Genomic DNA, 20298 nt, shown 5'->3' with positions numbered 1-20298 from the left:
CCCATATGCGGGCCATGGAAAACACACAGAATGCCTCGCCTGCCTCACTTCGGATAAAAGTCGCTGAATTTTTGGCCCGCCCCTTGATCAGACACCTGATTTTGGGCGTGATCCTGTTCAATGCAATTATCTTGGGGTTGGAAACTTCTGATACTGCAATGGCTGTTGCTGGCGGCTTGATTACACAGTTAGATCGACTGTGTCTGTCGATATTTGTGGCAGAAATCGCGGCAAAACTCTTTGCCCACCGCGCGCGGTTTTTCCGTGATGGCTGGAACATCTTTGACTTTGTCATTGTCGGGATTTCGCTGATCCCCGCGACGCAAGGGTTGTCGGCGCTACGTGCACTGCGGATCCTGCGTCTGTTTCGGGTGATATCTGTGGCACCGTCTTTGCGCCGGGTTGTCGAAGGATTGATTAACGCGCTACCCGGCATGGCGTCGGTGTTTTTGCTGATGGGCCTGATCTTTTACATAGGCGCGGTTATGGCGACCAAACTGTTTGGCGCCGCGTTCCCCGAATGGTTTGGCACTTTGGGACAATCTGCCTATTCGCTCTTTCAGATCATGACCTTGGAAAGCTGGTCCATGGGGATCGTCCGCCCGGTGATGGAGGTTTATCCGTACGCTTGGGCCTTTTTCGTTCCGTTCATTCTGGTTACAACAATTGCCGTAGTGAATCTGGTTGTGGGTTTGATCGTGAATTCAATGCAAGACGCCCATCATGTAGAAGCTGATGAACGGACGGATCACTACCGGGATGCAGTCTTGGAACGGTTAGAGAAGATAAAGGCGCTTTTGAAAGCACGCTCCAACTAGCTTCAGACCTTCAAAATAAGAACGCCGCCCCAAAGGACGGCGTTTCGAAATCGAATGAGTGAGTTCTTAGAAACCCAGACCTTCGTATTTCTTTTTGAACTTTGACACGCGGCCACCGGTATCCATCAGACGGGCGCCACCGCCGGTCCAGGCCGGGTGCACGCTGGGATCGATATCCAGTGCCAATGTATCGCCCTCGGACCCGTAGGTGGAGCGCATTTTCACGATATCGCCGTTGGTCAGTTTAACGTCGATAAAGTGGTAATCGGGGTGCAGATCTTTTTTCATAATCTCTGTCCTTCCACTCAGGCTTTGGGCTTGTAGTTGGTGTCTTCTGCGATCCGTGCGGATTTACCACGGCGCGAGCGCAGGTAATACAGTTTCGCGCGGCGTACACGGCCACGGCGAACAACGGTGATGCTATCGATGTTAGTCGAATGCAGCGGGAACACACGTTCCACACCTTCACCGAAAGAAATCTTGCGAACAGTGAACGAACCGGCAATGCCAGCACCGTTTTTGCGGCTGATGCAGACACCTTCGTAGTTCTGCACACGGCTGCGTGAGCCTTCGGTCACTTTGTAGCCAACACGGATGGTATCACCCGCTTTGAAATCTGGAATGTCTTTGCCGAGAGCAGCTACTTGCTCGGCTTCCAGCTGTGCGATCAGGTCCATCTGACACACTCCTATATTACCCGTGGTTAATCCACGAAGATTTGCGCGTCCTCAGAGCTCTGTGTCTTCAACCGGGTCCGCATCTGCGCCCGCCAGAGATCAGGTCGTCATTCCTTGTTCAGGGCCATCTGCGCGCCAGTTTAGACCGAAGAAAGTCAAGGTTCGCAAATAACCAAACGCCCGGAATCGCTTTCGCGCCCAGCCCCGCGCCTTTTAGGCGCAAAGCGTAGCAGGATCAAGGGATAAGCGCCGGGCAAGAAAGATTGGCGGAAATCGTGTATAGTCGAGGCTTGGAGAACAAATACGGGGGATTAATTATGTCATCTACACAGCTGAAAAATCGCGTGGGAGCCGCTGTCTCAAAAGAGGCAATAGAGGAATTCGGCAACCAAGTTCGCGGGCAGCTTATCGTTCCGGGCGATGCTGATTATGAAGAGGCACGTCGTATCTGGAATTACATGATCGACAAACATCCCGGTGCAATTCTACGCTGCCAGGGAACAGCCGATGTTGCGGCAGCGGTCAAATTTGCGAATGAACACAATATTCTGGTTTCAGTACGCAGCGGCGGGCACAATGTCGGGGGTCGCGCCTTGTGCGACGATGGGTTGGTCATAGATCTGTCGCGTATGCGTGCCATTCATGTTGACGCTGCGAACCGAACGGTCCGCGCACAGGGGGGCGCCTGTCTGGGGGATGTAGACCGAGAAACGAATCTGCACGGACTCGCTGTGTCGTTGGGCGTGGTCTCCATGACCGGAATCGGCGGACTTACGACTGGCGGTGGATTTGGTTGGTTGGCCAGAAAGTATGGCCCAGCCTGTGACAATGTTATCGAGGCAGAGGTGGTCACGGCTGACGGATCCATCAAAACCGCGAGCGCCGCAGAAAATCCGGATCTGTTGTGGGGGATTTGTGGTGGCAGCGGAAACTTTGGCATTGTGACGTCATTTCTTTACCGTGCCTATCCACTCTCCACCGTTCTTGGTGGGATGATTGCCTATCCACGGGAGTCTGCCGCGAATGTCTTGCGGGGATATCGGGACATTGTTGAAACAGCCCCTGATGAGCTAACGGTCTATGCCGCGTTATTGTGGGGGCCTGATGGTACACCGCTGACGGCATTCGTCCCCTGCTGGATCGGCGATGACAAAGAGGTCGGTCATGCCGCGATCAAACCCTTGACCGAGATTGAAGACCCCTTGGTCGTGGATCTGCACGAGCTACCGTTCCCGGCGATGCAGTCAATGCTGGATGCGGCCTATGGCCCGGGCAGCCGGAATTATTGGAAATCCACCTATTTGACTGGGCTCTCAGATGATGCAATCGACACGATTGTCGAACAATCCAAGGGAATGACCCCCGGGGGATCAGGCATGTTGATCGAACATTGTGCCGGTGCGACAGATTCCAAAAAAATAGGGGACAACGCCTTTGCGCAACGCGGTCATGACTATCTGATCGCAATCTTGCCTCTTTGGACAGACGCGGCAGATGACGACGCGCAAGTGGCCTGGGCGAGAGGTACAGAAGTCGCACTTAAACCCTATTCGGCCGGTGGGACCTATCTGAACTATCTCGGAGTTGATGAGGATGAAGCAATCAAGGCGGCATACGGGGCAAACCTGGATCGCTTGAAAGAAGTAAAGCGAACTTATGATCCCAATAACTTCTTCAGCGCCAACGCAAATATCGTGCCGTAAGAGTATCCATCTCGCCAGGAACAGAACGTGACGCCAAAGGTGTCATGTGATCCACAGTACCTAAGACAGTGGATCGGTTCTGTAGAGAGTGATTTTGAGGCTGCCATTCACAACCGATCCACCTGCGGGCAGAAATGGCAGGCCTGTTGCCTTGGCCAACCCGGCGTCAGTGGTGATCAGCCCGACGCGCCAGCCGGTAAATCGTTCTTTCAGCACCTTGCCCAGTGCCCCATAAAGGCCAAAGAGCAGTTTTTTATTGCCGATCCGCGCGCCGTAGGGTGGATTGACGATGATCAGGCCGGGCGGGCCGTCGGGCGGTTCAATGTCAGATATCGCTTTGGTGACAAACTGGGTATTGGTAACCACACCTGCCCGCGTGGCGTTATCAATGCTCATGCGGATTGCGCCTGCATCACGATCAGAACCATAGAATGTCAAAGTTATGTTCTGGCTCTTGTGCCGCTCTTTCATTTCCACCCATTCGATCGGGTCGAAAATGGCAAGGTGCTGAAAGGCAAATTCCCGGTCCCGGCCAGGGGCCAGACACAGCGCGATCTCAGCGGCCTCTATGACAAACGTGCCGGAACCACACATGGGGTCAAGAATGGGTTCAGAGCCATCAAAGCCGCATTCATGCAAGAACATTGCCGCCAATGTTTCGCGCATTGGGGCCTTGTTGACAGCAACCTTATGCCCGCGTTTGTGCAAAGACTCGCCCGATGTGTCGATGCTGAAAGTACACAGATCATCCTCGATCCGTACCTTTAGTACGACAGCTGCCTCTTTGGTGATCTGAACACCCAGCGTTTCTGATATGGCGCGTTCAATGCGCTGCGTAGCGGCCTTGGCGTGATAGATTTTCGACTTTCGGCTGGTGACTTCGACCCGGATCGGAACATCGGATCGCAAAGTATCGCCCCACGGAAATTTTCGCGCCCGCTTGTCCAGCTGTGCCAGATGAAACGCCCGGAAGCTTCCAATGCGTGCCAAAACCCGACCGGCCCCGCGTAAGCACAAATTGGCGCGCCAGACGTCGGGCCAATTTCCTTGAAACGTGACCCCGCCGACAGTTGACAGGGGATCAGGAAACCCCTGCTCGGCCATCTCAGCGCACAATACATGCTCCAACCCCGGTGGGGCCATGACGAAGATTTCAAAGGGCGTATCAGACACGGGATCAATCCTTACTGCGCCGATACGCATCCCACAGGTCAAGGCGGCGTTGACGGGTCAGTTCTTCTGCCTGCTCTTTGCGCCATTCAGCAATCTTGCCATGATGCCCAGACATCAAGACATCAGGAATTTTTCGTCCTTTCCACTCTGATGGGCGCGTATATTGCGGATGTTCAAGTAACCCATTGGAATGGCTTTCATCCTCGATACTCTCGGCATTTCCAAGAACCGACGGTAACAGGCGTACAGTTGCATCAATCATCGCCTGCGCCGCAATCTCGCCCCCGGTCAGGACAAAATCACCAAGGCTGACCTCTTCAATTTCATAATGATCCAGCACCCGCTGATCGACGCCTTCAAACCGGCCACACAGCATGGTCAGCCCGTCACATTCCGACCAGCGCCGCGCCGTAGCCTGATCAAAGAGCTGACCCCGAGGCGACAAATAGACGATTGGCCAGCGGGCGCGATCGTCTGGTGTGGCCTCGGCAGCTTCGTCCAATGCGCGTGAGACGACATCGGCCCGCAAGACCATCCCGGCCCCGCCACCCGCAGGAGTATCATCCACATTCTTGTGCCTGCCTTCTCCAAACGGGCGCAAGCCAATGGCTTCCAACCTCCACAACCCATCTTGCAAGGCCTTGCCGGTCAGACTGGTCCCCAACACCCCAGGGAAGGCTTCGGGGAACAAGGTGATGACCTTAGCCGTCCACGCGCCCTTCAGGCGCGGGTTATCTTGCATCAGTTCGCGCGGCTTTAGCGTCGCGCCGATCGACAGGCGGCCATGGGATTTAGGCTTGTCCGGCATCAAAACAATCCTTCGGGCGGGTCGGCTACGATGCGCCCTGCCGACAGATCCACGGTTGGGACGATCTCTTTGGTAAATGGGATCAGGACCGTTTCGCCACCCACATGTAGCTCTAACAGGTCCGAGGCGCCGTGGTTCAGCACCGCCTTGACTTTGCCCAACCGGTTTCCGCCAGCATCCAGAACCTCCAACCCGATCAGGTCAGAATGGTAAAACTCGTCATCGGGTAGATCCGGCAATTTGTCCCTGTGGACATACAGTTTTACGCCTTTCAGGGCATCTGCCTGTTCTTTGGTGGACACAGAAGATAAGCGTGCATTGAACCCGTTTTTGGTCGCAGATATCAGACCGACTGAGGTGACAAAGCTACCATCTTCAGACGTCAATTCACCATAGGTTTCAATGGCTTCTGGTTCAGCGCAATAACTCTTGAGCCTTACTTCACCGCGCACGCCAAAGGAGCCAGCGATAGACCCGACGCATATTTTGTCTTTCATGCCTAATCTCCGTCAACGCAGTATCCGGCGCGCTGCCATTCCCCACCTGATGTAACGCAGAGTTCTTTTTGATGCGAGCGTTCAAACCAAATGCCGGTCAGAAAGGCCAAGCCCATCAGAATGGGCAGGCGGAAGATCCGGAAAAGGAAAAACAACCAACCCGCCCTAAATCGTTTCGATGGGAAGAGTTTCGAGGCGCTCTTCCCAGCCCGCACGCTCCAATTCGGGGCTGTCCAGCTCCTCTTCGGGCCAACCGACGCAAAGATATGCAACCAAACGCCAGTTTTCCGTGATACCCAGATCCTGAATCAGCCTGTCTGGATCAAGAATTGACACCCAGCCAACACCAAGCCCATAGGCGCGCGCCGCGAGCCAGAACTGCGTGATGGCCGCAACCACCGAATAGCGCCGCATCTCAGGCATTGTGGCGGCACCCAAGCCTGCGCCCTTGTCGGTTTCTTCGTCACAAAAAACCGCCAATTGCACAGGCGCATCCTGCATGCCTGACAATTTTAAACCGGCGTAAAGCTTTGCTTTTTCACCAGAATATCCTGACAACGCATTGCTGTTTTCGGTCTCAAAATTCAATCGCGCCAATTCGCGTGCTGACCCGGATTCAACTTTGATCACCCGCCAAGGTTCGGACAGACCGACAGAGGGCGCGAGTGCGAATGTCGACAGGCAATCTTCTACCAATCCGGGATCAACCAGATCGGTGCGGAAGCGGCGGACATCCCGCCGCCACCGCATCAAGAGGTCAAGCTCTTGCCGGAACTGATCGCTGAACTCAGGCACGAGCGACAAGGACCGTCTTACTCTTCAGCCGCAGCTTCTTCAGCTGGTGCCGCAGCGGCTTCGGCAGCTTCTGCGGCCTTGGCAGCTTTTTCTTCAGCACGTTCCTGAGCTTTCTTGCCCGGGACGGCTTTCTTCGGATTGCTGCGTTCTTTTTTCTCAACAATTCCAGCAGCTTCCAGGAAGCGTGATACACGGTCAGTCGGCTGTGCGCCTTGGCCGAGCCAGTGCTGGACGCGCTCTGCGTTCAGTTTTACACGCTCTTCTGAATCTTTCGGCAGCAGCGGGTTGTAGGTGCCCAGTTTTTCGATGAAACGGCCATCACGCGGCATGCGGCTGTCGGCAGCAACAATTGCATAATGGGGGCGTTTTTTGGAACCGCCGCGGGCGAGACGAATTTTCATAGCCATGGTGAGTTTCTCCTATTTCGTAGCTATTTGAAGGGGTTATCCCCTGTCATTTCTGATGTTGTTCGTGATGATGGATGACTTCCTGAATAATGAAATTCAGAAATTTCTTGGCAAATTCCGGATCAAGGTTGGCACGTTTTGCCAAATCCTCCAGCCGGGCTATCTGCATTTCTTCCCGTGCGGGGTCGGACGGGGGAAGGTCGTGTTCTGCCTTGAGCACACCGACTTGCTGAGTGTGCTTGAAGCGCTCGCCAAGCGTGTAGACGAGGATCGCGTCCAGACGGTCGATCGACTCGCGGTGCTCTTTCAAAAGCGCGGCGGCGCGGGTGGCTTCACTCTTCATTTCGACCCTCCAACGGCTGTCTGTATTACGTCGGTATTACAACTGTATTGCGACGGTGCGGATTTGGCAGTGTCTTCAGCAGAAGGATGGCGCCAAATCTGACAAGGCTCGCCAAACAGTACAAAGTCTCTTTCAGCAACAGCGCCCAAACGTTTCGCCAGCGCAGCCGAACGGAGATTGGCGTGGGCGATATAGCTGACCGCCGTTGTCCACCCCAATACGTCATACGCGAATTTACGTGCGGCCAGTGCTGCCTCAAAGGCGATACCCTTTCCTTCGACGTTGTCCGACCACAGATGCCAGGCAATTTCCGCTTCGGGGTACTCAGCCGGGTGATGTGGCCCGATCAGTCCCAGAACCTCGGCGCTTTCCCGGCTTTCGACAATGAATCTGCCGAAGCCCTTTTCGGCCCAATGCTCCAGAACATCTGCAAACCGGGTCCGGGCCACATCTTCGGGGACTAAAACCCCGGTCGCAGTGCGACGCTCTGACCCATAAAACGCAATATAGGCGGGCTCATCCCGATGTTCGGGAGCCCTCAAGATCAAACGATCTGTTTCTATGATACGGTTCGCGGCCATCAGGCGTCAGTATCCAAAGCGGCAGTTGGCCAGCGCATAAGTAATGGTCGCGCGGGTGGTGTCATTGACCATCTCTTCGGAATGCTCCAGCAGTTCGACATCGCGGCACAGCAGTTTTTCGGCCACTTCAATTTCAGCCAGCAAACCACGGCGATACTTGCCGACCGATGTGCCGCGTTCGGTTGTTTGAACTTCGGCGCGGTTTTCAGAGACGTTGATGATCATCTGAACGCCCTCTGACGTGGCGTAGTATGTTTGATTTTTTTGTGCGACCGGATCACAGGCCGACAGGGTGATAAATACCATAGCGGACAAAGAGAGTAGGTGTTTCATTGAATGCCTCCTTCTGAAATACGGGGGGCCTGCGCCGGGGTGCCCGTCGTCAGGCGATACACGATCATACCAGCAATCATCGATGCAAAAAACAGAAGGCCCGAGCCACCCCCAAAGCTGAGCGTTGCCATGGCCGGACCGGGGCACAGGCCAACCATTGCCCATCCGAACCCGAACAGCGCCGATCCGATAACCAGACGACGGTCAATCAACGGGTTGGGTTTGGCGGGGAACGGCGTGCCCAGTGCGCTGGTTTTGCGCCCCTCGGCAAAGCGCCAGGCGATCGCCATCGGGATCAGCGCACCGCCCAGAACAAAGGCCAATGTCGGATCCCAAGCCCCAAAGATATCCAGCCAGCCCTGAACCTTGTCAGTGTTGGTCATGCCAGATGTCAAAAGACCCAGACCAAAGAGGGTCCCAGTGAGAAAGGCGTAAACGACGCGCATCAGATCACCCCCAACAAGTGGCGGGCAATCAGCATCACAATACCGCCGAACAAAAGGTAGATCACAGTGGCGGCAATGCCCCTGCGCGACAGACGAGAGATGCCACATACCCCGTGGCCCGATGTGCACCCATTGGCCATCCGTGTGCCGAAACCCACGGCAAGCCCGCCCAAAATGATCACGAACCAATTGTCGGTGATATTGGTCGCCGGGGCCATACCGAGCCAAGCAACAACTGCAGGCGCGCCAACCAGCCCGGCGATCAGTGCGATCCGTTCAGCCAGATTGTTGCGTCCAGTTCCGTCTACCAATCCGCCCAAGAGGCCACTGGCACCCATGATCTGACCGTTCAGGAGCAAAAACATCGCCCCCGCCCCGCCGATCATCAGACCGCCGATCAGGCCCAAGAGCCAATCAGAGGGGATCGCGTTCAACATTACTTCTTCTTCCCGAAACCGCTGAGCCCGGGGGGCAGGGCGCCACCGCCCAGACCTGGCAGGCCGCCGGGCATTTTTCCGCCCAGTTGCTTGGCCGCTACTTCCAATGCTTTGGGGTCCATTTGGCCCGGGTCCATGCCACCTGGTAGTCCACCGGGCATACCGCCACCCTTGCCGAACATGCCGCGCATGGCTTGTTTCATCATGCCGCCCTTGCCCATTTTGCCCATCTTTTTCATGACGTCAGACATCTGGCGTTGCATTTTCAGGAGCTTGTTCAGTTCGCTGACTTCCATACCCGCACCGGCGGCGATCCGCTTTTTGCGGCTGGCCTGCAAAAGGGCCGGATTGACGCGTTCGCGTTTGGTCATCGATTGGATCAGGGCGATCTGGCGTTTGATCACCTTGTCATCCATGCCGGCGGCCTCTGCCTGGGCGGCCATCTTTTTCATGCCGGGCATCATGCCCATCAGGCCTTCCATACCGCCCATTTTCAGCATCTGTTCAAGCTGCATCTTCAGATCGTTCATGTTGAACTGACCCTTGGTGAAGCGCTTCATCATCCGTTCGGCCTGTTCGGCCTCGATGGTTTCCTGCGCCTTTTCCACCAGCGATACGATATCGCCCATGCCCAAGATACGGCCGGCGATACGGCTGGGTTCAAAGGTTTCCAGCGCATCCATCTTTTCGCCAAGACCGACAAAGCGGATCGGCTTGCCAGTGACGGCGCGCATCGACAGGGCCGCACCACCACGTCCATCGCCATCCATCCGGGTCAGGACCACGCCGGAAATGCCGATCTTGCCGTCGAATTCCTCTGCCACCTCAACCGCGACCTGACCGGTCAGGCCGTCAACGACCAGCAGCGTTTCGCGTGGATTGACGGCGTCGCGGACATCCTCGACTTCTTTCATCAGGACTTCGTCGATTTGCAGACGGCCTGCAGTGTCCAGCATGTAAATGTCATAGCCACCCAGCGTGGCCTGCTGTTTGGCGCGTTTGGCAATCTGAACAGCGGATTCACCGGCCACGATGGGCAGGGTATCCACGCCGATCTGGGTGCCCAGAACCTGCAGCTGCTGCATCGCAGCGGGGCGGTAGATATCCAAGGACGCCATCAGGACGCGCTTGCCGTTCTTTTCCTTCAGACGCTTGGCGAGCTTACCGGTGGTGGTGGTCTTACCAGAGCCCTGCAGACCCACCATCAGGATCGGGGCCGGGGCATTGTCGATCTTCAGCTCACCCGGATCGCCCTCACCTTCCAGCACATGAACCAGTTCGTCATGGACAATCTTGACGACCTGCTGACCGGGGGTGACGGATTTGGTCACCGACTGACCGGTGGCTTTTTCTTGTACCGCTTTTACGAAATCACGGGCAACGGGCAGAGAAACGTCAGCCTCTAGCAGGGCAACACGGACCTCACGCAAGGCGGTTTTGACGTCATCCTCAGACAGCGCACCCTGTTTGGTCAGCCGATCAAAGACACCAGAGAGGCGTTCTGACAGATTTTCAAACATACTCTCGGCCCCTTCACCGTTGTTTCCATATGCCGGAGATAACCCCCGACGCCCAAATAGCCAATGACCCCCGTGGGCGAAACTCGCTGACGGGGGTCGATCCCTGCTCGACGCATTGGGACCGGAAGCATTGACAGACTCCCGGATTTGCGCGGGATTTACGGGGTTAGCGGGGGGGAGTCAAGGGTACGCGTAGAGCGTTTTTTCCAGTTCAGCTTGACTTCGGACGGGTCAATATCGGCAGTGCCGCACTGAAGGGGCCAATCCAGAATGACATGGAGATGACGCGCTCCTGCTCTTCAGCCGACCAGAATAGTGGGCCCAAAAATGTGGCAAACAGCCATGACCCCAGAATTGCCGCGATCATCGCCAAAGGGAAGGAAATGAATTCGCCGAATTTGTGTTTCACGCGCCGGGTGATGTACCACGACGTTGCATACCCAATGATGAATGGCAGCAATAGTCCAAAGATCACTTTTGTACCCCTTTGTAGTCTGACCTGCCCCCGATTGCGCACGGAAACCGGGGGCAGGCGATAATCAATCCCCGATGGCCTGATGGGCCTCGTTCGCGCTTTCAAAAATATGCGGCTGGACCCCGCGTTTTGTCAGGGCCTCTTGCATTTTCAGGCGCATGAAAGCGCTGGTTGTATAGCGCGTGGTCGAGGAAAAGTAGTGTTCCAGCATATATTCATTTAGCTGGGCATAGTCATCATACAGGTCATCGGCAATCCGACAGCTGTTGTGGTTAAAGACGGCTATGACGCGTTTTCCTGTGTCTTTGCAGGCATTTTCCAGGACTTTTGTCAGATCTTCCACATCGCGTTTCCGGGTGACGTGCCAACCCTCGAGATTGACGAAGAGGATGTTGCGGTCGGCGTCATAGGTGACGCGCTCCTTTAACTTCACGTTCAGCAAATCTTCGGCCAGTCCCATGGGTTCATCGCGGAAGATACGTGGATCCATCATCTCCACTTTGTCGATGATCGGCTTGAATTCCATCTGATCCAGGATGTCGCGCTGCATATCGACCCCAGGTGCGATTTCGATCAACGCCAGACCCTTTGACGTCAATTCGAACACGCACCGTTCGGTGACATAGAGCACGGGTTGCGACCGCGTACTGGAAAACGGGCCAGAGAATGTCACCTGCTCGATCAGGCGGACAAACTTTTTGTTCCGCCCCTCTTGCAGGATCTTCAGTTCGCCATCTTCAACGGCAACCCGCAGCCCACCGGCGGTGAAGGTCCCGGCAAACACAACGGCGCGTGAGTTTTGCGAAATGTTGATGAAGCCACCGCAGCCATTCAAGCGCCCGCCAAAGCGGGAGGCGTTAACGCTGCCCTCTGCATCGCATTCGGCCATGCCCAGACACGTCAGATCCAGACCACCGCCATCGTAAAAATCAAACATCTGGTTTTGGTCTATGATTGCATCTGCATTGGCAGAGGCGCCAAAGCTTGATCCCCCAGCCAGAACACCACCGACGGCACCGGCCTCTGTCGTCATGGTGATATAGGGGGTGACTTTTTCCTCCGCCGCGACGGCCGCAACACCATCAGGCGCACCAACACCCAGATTAACAGCCCCGTTTGGCGGCAGCTCAAACGCGGCGCGGCGGGCGATGATTTTGCGTTGATCCAACGGCATCTTGGCGATGCTTTTTACCGGCACACGAATTTCACCCGACAGGGCCGGATCATGCAGGACGCCATAGTTCATCCGGTGCATCTCTGGTGGGTCGGCAACGACCACGCAATCAACCAACAGTCCGGGCACCTGGACCTGCTTGGGCAAGATTGATCTGTCCTGCACAACACGTTCGACCTGGGCAATGACAATACCGCCATTGTTATGGGCGGCCATGGCCTGCGCCAGAACATCCAGCGTCAGCGCCTCGCGCTCCATGCTGAGGTTGCCGTAAGTGTCTGCCGTTGTCGCACGAATGAACGCCACATCGATCGGGGTTGCCTTGTAGAACAGCCAATCCTCGCCCTCGACCTCAACCAGACGGACGATGTCCTCTTTGGTAACATCGTTGACCTTGGCCCCGCCGTGACGCGGATCGATATAGGTGTGAAGGCCGACCTTGGAAAACAGGCCGGGCTGGCCTGCGGCACAAGCCCGGTAAAGCTGCGAAATGACACCTTGGGGCAGATTGTACCCGCAGATCCGGTTTTCCTGGGCGGCTTGCGCGACCTTTGGCATCCGGCCGAAATTGCCGGCAATCACTCGTTTCAGCAGCCCATCATGGTGCAAGCGCCCGGTCCCCAAACCTTTGCTGTCACCGGCACCCGCGCACATGATCAGCGTCAGATCACGCGGCGAACCCCGTTCGAGAAAACGTTTCTCTAACGCTGCGTGCAGCATTTCAGGAATGCAACTTTGAACAAAGCCGGTTGTTGTGACAACATCGCCATCCCTGATCAGGGCCATGGCTTGGTCGGCGGTGATGATCTTGTCCCTCACGATCTTTTCCTGACAATAAAGTTATATTCACATCATTATAGTAAATGCCGCGTAAGAATCGACAACATTTTTGCAGTTATGTGACATTTCATTTTAAGGGCAACGTATATTTGGGTATACCGTGGATAAGGAGCGCAGAAGACCACAGTTTGGGGCAATTGGTGAAGGGCACGGTTTTCTTTGTCCAAGAATTCAAGCTACTATGACAGCCAAATATAGCGCTTGGCCAAGTGAATGCACGGTGACCCATCTAGGTGCAGGCCAAAGACGAAGGATAAGAAATGAGCCTGAAATCGGAAAATCCGATTGAGAATATCAGTCACGGTGTCGGCGCGACGGTCCAGACGGTGGTGGACACATTGTCCGCACGAATCACCTATGAGGAATATCCGACCGATACACGCTTACCTTCGGAGCGGCATTTGGCATCCGAGCTTGGTGTGGCCCGTAATACGGTACGCGAAGCATTGGAAATTCTGGAAAACCACGGGCTGATCAAACGACGTGCAGGATCAGGAAGCTTTGTGACCTTTCGCAAGGGTCAAAAGGATACCCAGACTGCATCCTTGAACTCTATCGCCGACGAAACCAGCCCGATGGACCATCTGGTGGTGCGCGGAATTTTGGAACCCGAAATCGTGCGTTTGGCAGTGATCAACATGACCCCGAGGATGATTTCGGAGTTGGCGGAAATCCTGTCGCAGATCGAATCCATCCAAACAAACGTGAACAAGTTTATCGAGCTGGAAGATCGGTTATTCACCCAGATCGCCGAAGGCACCGGCAATCCGTTGCTGACATCTTGCTACCGTCTGACAATCGATACATTTCGCGAAAGTTACCGCACCAAGCTGCGCCGCCGAACATTGACGCCAAAACGTATTCAGGATTTTCAGAAACGCTATAATACGCTTTTCAATGCCATCGCGTCGCGCGACATCGCCTCTGCCGTTGAGTTCATCAAGTTACATCTGATTGAAGAGCAGAAATTGCTGCTGCAGGAGTTTTGAGACAACCCCGATAGGGGCAGGATCAAGTGGTTATCCCACGCGCGCCCAAATCCACGCCTTGATGCGAACGTTGGATACGCTGTTCCCATGTCTGACCAAGGGCCAACATTTCCTGGCGAAGCAGTTCCCCATGCTGATCCAGCCATTCTGGCAGTGACCCAAACTCTACTATCTTGGCCTTGCCATCCTCGATCGCGACGACCGGCCAATCCCCGACCAGTGCGTTGCTGATGCCAAACAGCTCTTCTCCCCACCATTTGGCCGACCCAAAGGCGTGCGTGACCTCTCCCAACTGTTTCATGGCGGCCATGACAGAGACGCTGTTCACCGTATCGGCCTTTTGCACCGCGGCGTGCCAGATATCCAGAATGACGGCGTATTCCCATGACACCGCGCTCCAACTGCTGGGATAGAGGGCATTGTATTGTTCGTAAAACAGATCGGGCTGGTTAAAGAAGAACTCATTCTCACGCAGGGCCGGATCATCAAAATCGGGAAACTGAAAGATCACGCCTTCCATAAATTCCTTTGACGTTTTTTCGACCAAAGCGTTGTAATAGTCGATGGTGCAGGAAATGATCTGCCCCTGAAACCCCTGTGCGTAAGCATATTCGGTCATCGCATGAACCATGGGCGTATAACTGCAGCACCAGCATAAAATGTCGGGGTTTTGGGCCAGCATTGGCACCACGATTTCTGCGGCGCTGACATTCTCTTCATACTGGATCTCTTTTACCACATTGATCCCGGCTGCCTTGAACGCCGCCCGATAGGAGGCAAGACCAGGCAGCCCGAAAGCGTCTTTCTGGCTGCACATGGAGACGGTTTTCAAATGTGGTTTCTGTCGCGCAATCCAATCAACGCCGGTCACAACATAGATGGGGTGCGCCTCGCTCGGGGCGATCAGGTAGGGCGAGTCCGGGGAAAGATCGCTGGGCAACAATGTCGAGGTCAAGACGCGCTTGTCCGTCAGATAGCTGGCCACGGGCGTGTAGGTGTCACCCCCCAGCATCATCAACAATTGCACATCATGTTTCTGGACCAGTTCGGTCGCCCCCTGAACCGCTAGCCGGGGGTCATACTGACAATCAACAGCGTGAATGCGGACCGGATATCTTTGGCCCCGAATGAGAATGCCACCAAGGTTGTTCAACCAGCTTTCCCAAATACGACAGCCATGCAAACCCGGCAGTCCCCATGATTCGACCTGACCGCTTAGAGGGGCGAGAAAGCCAATATTTATTGTGCTTCCCGCCCCTACAGAGAGGTTCGGGAAGGTTCCAGCCACCGCAAGCCTGTGCGCGAAGCTTGGAGAATTTATCATTATATCAGTCCTTTCCTGCACCCAAAGCTTAGACCATCCAGGCGCTTTGGTCCAGTTTCGGCATTTATTATTGACAAATGGGTCTCTCACCGGTTCAATTAGGTTCAGACCAATTGTACCAAATAGAAAGATTGGTACAGGACCGGAGGACACATCACACAAAGGGCCAAACGGCCTTCCATCATTTTCCGTTGACCCCGCAAAAGAACGGCTGCGCGGCAAATGATTACAAACTGCAAAAAACATCGCGAACAACATGGAGTTAGAAATGGCGAATTCTTGGAGATTTTCGACGCTGGCAGACCGCCATCGCGCCCTGGGGTCGAACCTGGAAGACTGGAACGGCATGGGGACTGCTTGGTCCTATGACAAGGATATCGAAGGCGATTATCTGGCCATCCGCACCAAAGCAGGCCTGATGGATGTATCTGGCCTGAAGAAAATTCACATCACAGGCCCCCATGCGGCGCAGGTGATCGACAAGGCCACCACCCGCAATGTCGAAAAAATCAAGCCGGGACGTTCGACATATGCCTGTATGCTGAATGATGAAGGTAAGTTCATCGACGACTGCGTCATCTATTGCATTAGCCCGAACAGCTGGATGGTGGTGCACGGCACCGGACACGGACATGAGCAGATCACCATGGCCGCTGTCGGCCGTGACGTATCAATTCAGTACGACGACAACATGCATGACCTTTCCCTGCAGGGCCCTGTTGCTGTTGACTATCTGGCCAAACATGTCGATGGCATCCGCAACCTGAACTATTTCAGCCATATGCATACCAGCCTGTTTGGGTGCCCGGTGATGATTTCACGTACCGGCTACACCGGCGAGCGCGGCTATGAGATTTTCTGTCGTGGACAGGATGCCCCGCAAATTTGGGATACCATTCTGGAAGATGGCAAAGACATGGGTATCATTCCTTGTCAGTTTGCCACTCTCGATCTGCTGCGCACCGAAAGCTATCTGCTGTTCTACCCGGGTGACAACTCTGAAACCTATCCGTTTGACGATGAGCCCTGTGGCGACACATTGTGGGAACTGGGTCTGGACTTCACCGTATCGCCCGGCAAAACCGGCTTCCGCGGCGCGGAAAACCACTATGCCCTGAAAGGCAAAGAACGGTTCAAGATTTACGGCGTGCGTCTGGAAGGAACCGAACCGGCAGAAGAGGGTGCGCCCCTTTACAAAGACGGCGAACAGGTCGGGTTTGTCACCTATGGTATGTATTCCAGCCTGAACAAGCACAATGTCGGTATCGCACGTATGCCGGTGGATTGTGCGGTCAACGGAACTGCCATGTCCGTCAGAAACAGCACTGGTGAAATTGCCTGTGTGGCCGAAGACATGCCGTTCTATGACAAAGACAAGAAGATCCGGGTCGCCAAAGGCTGAACCTGATTGCGGGCGCCCTGCAGCAGCGGGCGCCCTTTCCATTCCATTCACGTATGTGAGCAAACGAATGACGAAAACGAAATTCCCTCCCTCTATTCTCAGTCGCCCGGTTTATGGCGAACTGGAAATCCGGCCGGGCAAGGTGCATCTGATGGTTGCCGATGCCGAGGGCGCCGAAGCCATTTTGGAATTGGCCGCGTCCGCACCACAAGGTTTCTGGGAGAAGGCGCATATTATTTATCTGCCAAAGAAAACCGGTGAAACCTATACCGCAAAGCTGAAGGCGCTCGGCGCTGGTTCTTTCTATGTCGGTCCCTCTTATGAAGCCGCAAAACCGCGTATCGCCGACACATTCGCCAAGGCACATATGGGGTTGCAGATCTACCTTGCCGGCACCGAAGGCCTGATGGGTCAGGCGCTGGCAGCCGCGATGGCGGCGGGGTATCCGCATACCGCAATTCAAACCGAACATCGCGGATCGACCGCCCGGCGCATGCAATGTGTGCATTGCAAAGGCATCACCGAAGATGTGATCACAGATCCGTTTGTGTGCAGCCATTGCGGATTAAACTTGTTTGTGCGCGATCATTATTCGCGCCGGCACGCTGCCTTCCAAGGGGTTTGCATTGACGCCGAAGACCCCGGCGACGTGCCCGAAGCTGTGGAGATGTTCAAATGAGTGCCGGTACAGCAAAAATCAATGTCACCGTTGCCGAGGTCAAACCGATCAACGAAGTGGTGACGCGTTTCAAATTTGTACGCTCCGGCGGCGGTGATCTGCCGACCTTTTCCGGTGGCGCCCATACAGTTGTGGAAATGCGCGACGGCGACACGCTGCGTCTTAATCCCTATTCGCTGATGTCTGATCCGGCGGATCGCGGATCTTATACGATCTCGGTTCGTCGTGATGACGAAGGCCGGGGCGGTTCGCTTTATATGCACAATCAGGTGCAAGAGGGGATGGAGATGGTGATCTCTAACCCGGTGAACCTGTTCTCCGTCGACTTGCGCGCCAGAAAGATCCTGATGATTGCGGGCGGCATCGGCGTGACGCCGTTTATGGCCCAGATGCATGAGTTGTCGACCATCCACAGCAATTTCGAACTGCACTATGCCATTCGAAACGCATCGTTGGGCACCTATGCCAAGGAATTGTTAGAGCAATACCCCACCAGCGTTCATGTTTATAACGACAGTCTGGGGGAGCGGATCGATCTGCAAAACCTGCTGGATGGGCAACCTTTGGGAACACATCTATATGTGTGCGGCCCGAAAGGCATGATCGAATGGGTACGCAATACCGCGGCAGAATCCGGCTGGCCCGAAGAATCTGTACGCTTTGAAGAGTTTATCACCCCAGCATCCGGTATGCCGTTCACGGTAGAGCTGCGCAAAAGCGGTATCAGCTTTGAAGTTGGCGAACATCAATCACTGCTCGAGGCGATCGAGGCCGCTGGTGTCGATGCACCCTATCTGTGCCGAGGTGGGGCCTGCGGACAATGTGAAACCAATGTTGTCGAAGCCGATGGCGAGATCAAACATTACGATCACTGGCTCACAGAAGAACAGCAAGCCGAAGCAAAGCTGATCATGCCCTGTGTGTCGCGCTTTGAGGGCAACAAACTGGTCATCGACCGGTAAGGAGAAAGACAATGACAATTCAATTCAACGACGAAACCTTCCGCGACGATTTCACGTTCAAAAACTCTGCCAAAGCCGTGCGCCGGTTCCCGTTCCCGTTTCACGAAGACAGCTATATGTATTCGGTTAACCTGGAGCCGCACGTGTCTTACAAACCCGGCTCCCCCTTTCAGCACGCGTTTGATGTGGATGAACATTACCTGTCGGAGATGCGCGACCGCGCCATGGTGTTGGCGGATGATCCGCTTCGGTGTCAGTCGCTGCCGCATATGACATTGGCCGGTTGGGATTTGCTGGAATACATCATGGAGGCCAAGGCCCGTGACTATCCCGACATGTTCAGCCTGACCAAGGACGGCAACAATTGGCATTGGATCAACAAGCCAATGGAAATCGACCAGTCGTTCACCTTTCTGGATGAAAGCACCCTGCCCTATGGTCCGATGGAATATATCACCCGTCAGACCCAAGGTGATTTTGCCCTGTTGGACCAGCGCGAAGATAACCTGTGGATGGATGCGGGTATGATCACCACCCAAGCGGATTGGAGCCTCGATTTCGACATTGGCATGAACTTTTATGAATGGCATGCCCCGGTTCCGCTGGCCCATGAAATGGGCGTGTTCCAACGGGCGCTGAAGTTTCTACTGAACATGCAACAAGGGGTGCCGACACGGCGCCTGAATTGGACGATGACGGTTAATCCGTTGTTGGATACCAGCCCGGAAAACTATCACAAATGGGGCCCGACCAAGACCGGCATGACCCTGGATACGATCGGCCAAAAGCAGCATTTGCGGGTTGAACTGCAATCGCTGTTCCGACTGCCACGTTCAAATGCCATTGCCTTCCCGATCCGGGCCTATCTGTGCAGCTTTGAGGATCTGGTCAGCGTACCGAAATGGGGGCGGCGCCTGCACCGCGTCATTCGTGACTTGCCCGATGAACTGGCCGAATACAAAGGCTTTGCCCGAAACCGTCCGCTGATGATCGAATATCTGTCGCAGTTTGATGATGGGGCGGAAACATCCCCGGGCATCTTCCCTGATGATGCCTGATGCCGTGAAAAAACCAACCCGCCTGATCGACGAGATCGGCGGGGAGGAGGCGATCCGAAATCTGGTGGAGCGGTTCTACGATATCGTGGAATCGACCCCAGAGGGTGAGAATATCGAACTGCTGCATGGGCGCGGACATGGGCTTTCCCATGCGCGGATTGAGCAGTTCAACTTTCTATGCGGTTTTTTTGGCGGGCGGCAGTATTACAAGGAAAAACATGGGCATGCTGATGTAAAACTGATGCATGCCCATGTTCCCATCACGCTGGAAGACGCAGAAAACTGGTTGAAATGCATGGACCGGACCTTATCGGAGCTGAACCATTCCGGGCCAGGATTTGAAAGACTGCGCACAACATTCAGACGTGTGGCATTGGCCCTGGTGAATGAACCCAACCCGGCCTAGCGGCGCGCAGACACCGCCCACCGAGCCAGGGCGGTGATGGCAATAATCACCCACAAGACCTCGATCATGATCGCCCCGGCGTTGGGTCGGAAATAGAGCGACAGTAGGATAAATCCTGCACCGACCAGATTGATCAGGTTGTAACCGGGTTTTTCGGCGTGAACCCAGCCGCGCGTCACCGCCAGATAGGCCCCGGCGATCATGAATGATCCCAATACCCCGATCCAGTCAATCACCGTCATCTCGCCTAGCATACCAGAGCCCATTCATTGTTTTTCATTTGCCTGACGTGGGCATCGCGCAATACTCGCGATGCCCCGCACCATTTACAAGTTCGGATAAAGCGGGAATCTGGCGCAGAGCTCTGCGACTTTGGCGCGGACGGCGGCCTCGACCTCGGCGTTGCCGTCGGGGCCATTGGCGGCCAGGCCGTCAACAACTTCGACAATCA

General features: G+C 55.1%; 25 protein-coding genes. 8 read left to right on the top strand and 17 right to left on the bottom strand.

The genetic code is table 11. From position 1 onward, the window contains the following. Positions 1-14 precede the first annotated feature (14 nt). On the top strand, positions 15-818 hold the full coding sequence (locus AC2D8P_RS07780; RefSeq protein ID WP_484701717.1) for an ion transporter: 804 nt from the start codon (positions 15-17) through the stop codon (positions 816-818). A gap of 66 nt (positions 819-884) precedes the next feature. On the opposite strand, the gene rpmE is transcribed toward AC2D8P_RS07780, so the two are convergent. Continuing rightward, positions 885-1106, bottom strand: coding sequence for a 50S ribosomal protein L31 (rpmE, locus tag AC2D8P_RS07775; protein ID WP_484701716.1), 222 nt, complete (start codon positions 1104-1106; stop codon positions 885-887). Between the two features lie 17 nt (positions 1107-1123). After that, positions 1124-1495: a 50S ribosomal protein L19 gene (gene rplS, locus AC2D8P_RS07770; protein WP_484701715.1), complete on the bottom strand. Its 372-nt coding sequence runs from the start codon at positions 1493-1495 to the stop codon at positions 1124-1126. Between the two features lie 317 nt (positions 1496-1812). Between rplS and AC2D8P_RS07765 the strand changes: the two genes are divergently transcribed. Next, positions 1813-3198: an FAD-binding oxidoreductase gene (locus AC2D8P_RS07765; RefSeq protein ID WP_484701714.1), complete on the top strand. Its 1386-nt coding sequence runs from the start codon at positions 1813-1815 to the stop codon at positions 3196-3198. A gap of 60 nt (positions 3199-3258) precedes the next feature. Here AC2D8P_RS07765 and AC2D8P_RS07760 read toward each other — a convergent pair whose 3' ends face one another. From AC2D8P_RS07760 to AC2D8P_RS07700, 13 genes are all read right to left on the bottom strand, one after another. Beyond that, positions 3259-4341 (bottom strand): THUMP domain-containing class I SAM-dependent RNA methyltransferase, encoded by a 1083-nt coding sequence (locus tag AC2D8P_RS07760; RefSeq protein ID WP_484701868.1) that lies wholly within the window; start codon positions 4339-4341, stop codon positions 3259-3261. A 34-nt stretch (positions 4342-4375) separates the two neighbouring features. Then, positions 4376-5179 (bottom strand): tRNA (guanosine(37)-N1)-methyltransferase TrmD, encoded by an 804-nt coding sequence (trmD, locus tag AC2D8P_RS07755; RefSeq protein WP_484701712.1) that lies wholly within the window; start codon positions 5177-5179, stop codon positions 4376-4378. Further along, positions 5179-5676 carry a ribosome maturation factor RimM gene (rimM, locus tag AC2D8P_RS07750; RefSeq protein ID WP_484701711.1) on the bottom strand — a complete coding sequence of 166 codons (498 nt, stop codon included), beginning with the start codon at positions 5674-5676 and terminating at the stop codon, positions 5179-5181. The genes trmD and rimM overlap by 1 nt, the downstream gene beginning before the upstream one ends. Before the next feature lie 165 nt (positions 5677-5841). Beyond that, positions 5842-6471, bottom strand: coding sequence for a 5,6-dimethylbenzimidazole synthase (gene bluB / locus AC2D8P_RS07745; protein ID WP_484701866.1), 630 nt, complete (start codon positions 6469-6471; stop codon positions 5842-5844). 17 nt (positions 6472-6488) lie between these two features. Continuing rightward, positions 6489-6878, bottom strand: a complete 390-nt coding sequence (gene rpsP, locus AC2D8P_RS07740) for a 30S ribosomal protein S16 (protein WP_484701710.1) — start codon at positions 6876-6878, stop codon at positions 6489-6491. Between the two features lie 46 nt (positions 6879-6924). Then, positions 6925-7221 (bottom strand): chorismate mutase, encoded by a 297-nt coding sequence (locus AC2D8P_RS07735; RefSeq protein ID WP_484701708.1) that lies wholly within the window; start codon positions 7219-7221, stop codon positions 6925-6927. Then, positions 7218-7802, bottom strand: coding sequence for a GNAT family N-acetyltransferase (locus AC2D8P_RS07730; RefSeq protein ID WP_484701707.1), 585 nt, complete (start codon positions 7800-7802; stop codon positions 7218-7220). The genes AC2D8P_RS07735 and AC2D8P_RS07730 overlap by 4 nt, the downstream gene beginning before the upstream one ends. 6 nt (positions 7803-7808) lie before the next feature. Further along, positions 7809-8135, bottom strand: coding sequence for a hypothetical protein (locus tag AC2D8P_RS07725; protein WP_484701706.1), 327 nt, complete (start codon positions 8133-8135; stop codon positions 7809-7811). Continuing rightward, positions 8132-8581: a DUF6691 family protein gene (locus AC2D8P_RS07720; RefSeq protein ID WP_484701704.1), complete on the bottom strand. Its 450-nt coding sequence runs from the start codon at positions 8579-8581 to the stop codon at positions 8132-8134. Before AC2D8P_RS07720 ends, AC2D8P_RS07725 begins: the two co-directional genes overlap by 4 nt. Continuing rightward, positions 8581-9006 carry a YeeE/YedE family protein gene (locus tag AC2D8P_RS07715; RefSeq protein ID WP_484701864.1) on the bottom strand — a complete coding sequence of 142 codons (426 nt, stop codon included), beginning with the start codon at positions 9004-9006 and terminating at the stop codon, positions 8581-8583. The genes AC2D8P_RS07720 and AC2D8P_RS07715 overlap by 1 nt, the downstream gene beginning before the upstream one ends. A gap of 11 nt (positions 9007-9017) precedes the next feature. Then, a complete protein-coding gene (gene ffh / locus AC2D8P_RS07710) occupies positions 9018-10538 on the bottom strand; it encodes a signal recognition particle protein (RefSeq protein WP_484701703.1) in 1521 nt (506 codons plus the stop codon). A gap of 211 nt (positions 10539-10749) precedes the next feature. Then, positions 10750-11013: a hypothetical protein gene (locus AC2D8P_RS07705; RefSeq protein ID WP_484701702.1), complete on the bottom strand. Its 264-nt coding sequence runs from the start codon at positions 11011-11013 to the stop codon at positions 10750-10752. A gap of 64 nt (positions 11014-11077) precedes the next feature. Beyond that, positions 11078-13006, bottom strand: coding sequence for an acyl CoA:acetate/3-ketoacid CoA transferase (locus AC2D8P_RS07700; protein ID WP_484701701.1), 1929 nt, complete (start codon positions 13004-13006; stop codon positions 11078-11080). 281 nt (positions 13007-13287) lie between these two features. On the opposite strand from AC2D8P_RS07700, the gene AC2D8P_RS07695 reads away from it, so the two are divergent. After that, complete coding sequence (locus AC2D8P_RS07695) at positions 13288-14016, top strand: FadR/GntR family transcriptional regulator (RefSeq protein WP_484701700.1); 729 nt, start codon at positions 13288-13290, stop codon at positions 14014-14016. Between the two features lie 22 nt (positions 14017-14038). Here AC2D8P_RS07695 and AC2D8P_RS07690 read toward each other — a convergent pair whose 3' ends face one another. Next, positions 14039-15337: an ABC transporter substrate-binding protein gene (locus AC2D8P_RS07690; RefSeq protein WP_484701863.1), complete on the bottom strand. Its 1299-nt coding sequence runs from the start codon at positions 15335-15337 to the stop codon at positions 14039-14041. A 271-nt stretch (positions 15338-15608) separates the two neighbouring features. On the opposite strand from AC2D8P_RS07690, the gene AC2D8P_RS07685 reads away from it, so the two are divergent. The 5 genes from AC2D8P_RS07685 to AC2D8P_RS07665 all read left to right on the top strand — a co-directional run bounded on the left by AC2D8P_RS07685 (position 15609) and on the right by AC2D8P_RS07665 (position 19847). Next, a complete protein-coding gene (locus AC2D8P_RS07685; protein ID WP_484701699.1) occupies positions 15609-16742 on the top strand; it encodes an aminomethyl transferase family protein in 1134 nt (377 codons plus the stop codon). A 67-nt stretch (positions 16743-16809) separates the two neighbouring features. Further along, on the top strand, positions 16810-17421 hold the full coding sequence (locus AC2D8P_RS07680; RefSeq protein WP_484701698.1) for a dimethylamine monooxygenase subunit DmmA family protein: 612 nt from the start codon (positions 16810-16812) through the stop codon (positions 17419-17421). Then, entirely contained in the window at positions 17418-18383 is a 966-nt protein-coding gene (locus AC2D8P_RS07675) for a PDR/VanB family oxidoreductase (protein WP_484701697.1), read from the top strand. Before AC2D8P_RS07680 ends, AC2D8P_RS07675 begins: the two co-directional genes overlap by 4 nt. Positions 18384-18394: 11 nt before the next feature. Next, the gene (locus AC2D8P_RS07670; protein WP_484701696.1) at positions 18395-19441 is read left to right on the top strand and encodes a heme-dependent oxidative N-demethylase family protein; all 1047 of its coding nucleotides are present in this window, start codon (positions 18395-18397) and stop codon (positions 19439-19441) included. A gap of 4 nt (positions 19442-19445) precedes the next feature. Then, positions 19446-19847: a group II truncated hemoglobin gene (locus tag AC2D8P_RS07665; protein WP_484701695.1), complete on the top strand. Its 402-nt coding sequence runs from the start codon at positions 19446-19448 to the stop codon at positions 19845-19847. Here the strand turns inward: AC2D8P_RS07665 and AC2D8P_RS07660 are convergent. Beyond that, the gene (locus tag AC2D8P_RS07660; RefSeq protein ID WP_484701694.1) at positions 19844-20113 is read right to left on the bottom strand and encodes a CBU_0592 family membrane protein; all 270 of its coding nucleotides are present in this window, start codon (positions 20111-20113) and stop codon (positions 19844-19846) included. The genes AC2D8P_RS07665 and AC2D8P_RS07660 overlap by 4 nt on opposite strands. Positions 20114-20298: the final 185 nt, after the last annotated feature.

It is taken from the genome of Roseovarius sp. YIN77 (assembly GCF_057219155.1).
The sequence above is the reverse complement of the archived record's forward strand: the minus strand, read 5'-3'. Positions and strand labels throughout refer to the sequence as shown.

Excerpts from the sequence above, each read along its gene's own strand:
- AC2D8P_RS07780 (WP_484701717.1), top strand. The coding sequence starts at position 15 with ATGGAAAACACACAGAATGCCTCGCCTGCCTCACTTCGGATAAAAGTC.
- rpmE (WP_484701716.1), bottom strand. The coding sequence starts at position 1,106 with ATGAAAAAAGATCTGCACCCCGATTACCACTTTATCGACGTTAAACTG.
- rplS (WP_484701715.1), bottom strand. The coding sequence starts at position 1,495 with ATGGACCTGATCGCACAGCTGGAAGCCGAGCAAGTAGCTGCTCTCGGC.
- AC2D8P_RS07765 (WP_484701714.1), top strand. The coding sequence starts at position 1,813 with ATGTCATCTACACAGCTGAAAAATCGCGTGGGAGCCGCTGTCTCAAAA.
- AC2D8P_RS07760 (WP_484701868.1), bottom strand. The coding sequence starts at position 4,341 with ATGGCCCCACCGGGGTTGGAGCATGTATTGTGCGCTGAGATGGCCGAG.
- trmD (WP_484701712.1), bottom strand. The coding sequence starts at position 5,179 with ATGCCGGACAAGCCTAAATCCCATGGCCGCCTGTCGATCGGCGCGACG.
- rimM (WP_484701711.1), bottom strand. The coding sequence starts at position 5,676 with ATGAAAGACAAAATATGCGTCGGGTCTATCGCTGGCTCCTTTGGCGTG.
- rpsP (WP_484701710.1), bottom strand. The coding sequence starts at position 6,878 with ATGGCTATGAAAATTCGTCTCGCCCGCGGCGGTTCCAAAAAACGCCCC.
- AC2D8P_RS07735 (WP_484701708.1), bottom strand. The coding sequence starts at position 7,221 with ATGAAGAGTGAAGCCACCCGCGCCGCCGCGCTTTTGAAAGAGCACCGC.
- AC2D8P_RS07730 (WP_484701707.1), bottom strand. The coding sequence starts at position 7,802 with ATGGCCGCGAACCGTATCATAGAAACAGATCGTTTGATCTTGAGGGCT.
- AC2D8P_RS07725 (WP_484701706.1), bottom strand. The coding sequence starts at position 8,135 with ATGAAACACCTACTCTCTTTGTCCGCTATGGTATTTATCACCCTGTCG.
- AC2D8P_RS07720 (WP_484701704.1), bottom strand. The coding sequence starts at position 8,581 with ATGCGCGTCGTTTACGCCTTTCTCACTGGGACCCTCTTTGGTCTGGGT.
- ffh (WP_484701703.1), bottom strand. The coding sequence starts at position 10,538 with ATGTTTGAAAATCTGTCAGAACGCCTCTCTGGTGTCTTTGATCGGCTG.
- AC2D8P_RS07695 (WP_484701700.1), top strand. The coding sequence starts at position 13,288 with ATGAGCCTGAAATCGGAAAATCCGATTGAGAATATCAGTCACGGTGTC.
- AC2D8P_RS07685 (WP_484701699.1), top strand. The coding sequence starts at position 15,609 with ATGGCGAATTCTTGGAGATTTTCGACGCTGGCAGACCGCCATCGCGCC.
- AC2D8P_RS07680 (WP_484701698.1), top strand. The coding sequence starts at position 16,810 with ATGACGAAAACGAAATTCCCTCCCTCTATTCTCAGTCGCCCGGTTTAT.
- AC2D8P_RS07675 (WP_484701697.1), top strand. The coding sequence starts at position 17,418 with ATGAGTGCCGGTACAGCAAAAATCAATGTCACCGTTGCCGAGGTCAAA.
- AC2D8P_RS07670 (WP_484701696.1), top strand. The coding sequence starts at position 18,395 with ATGACAATTCAATTCAACGACGAAACCTTCCGCGACGATTTCACGTTC.
- AC2D8P_RS07660 (WP_484701694.1), bottom strand. The coding sequence starts at position 20,113 with ATGGGCTCTGGTATGCTAGGCGAGATGACGGTGATTGACTGGATCGGG.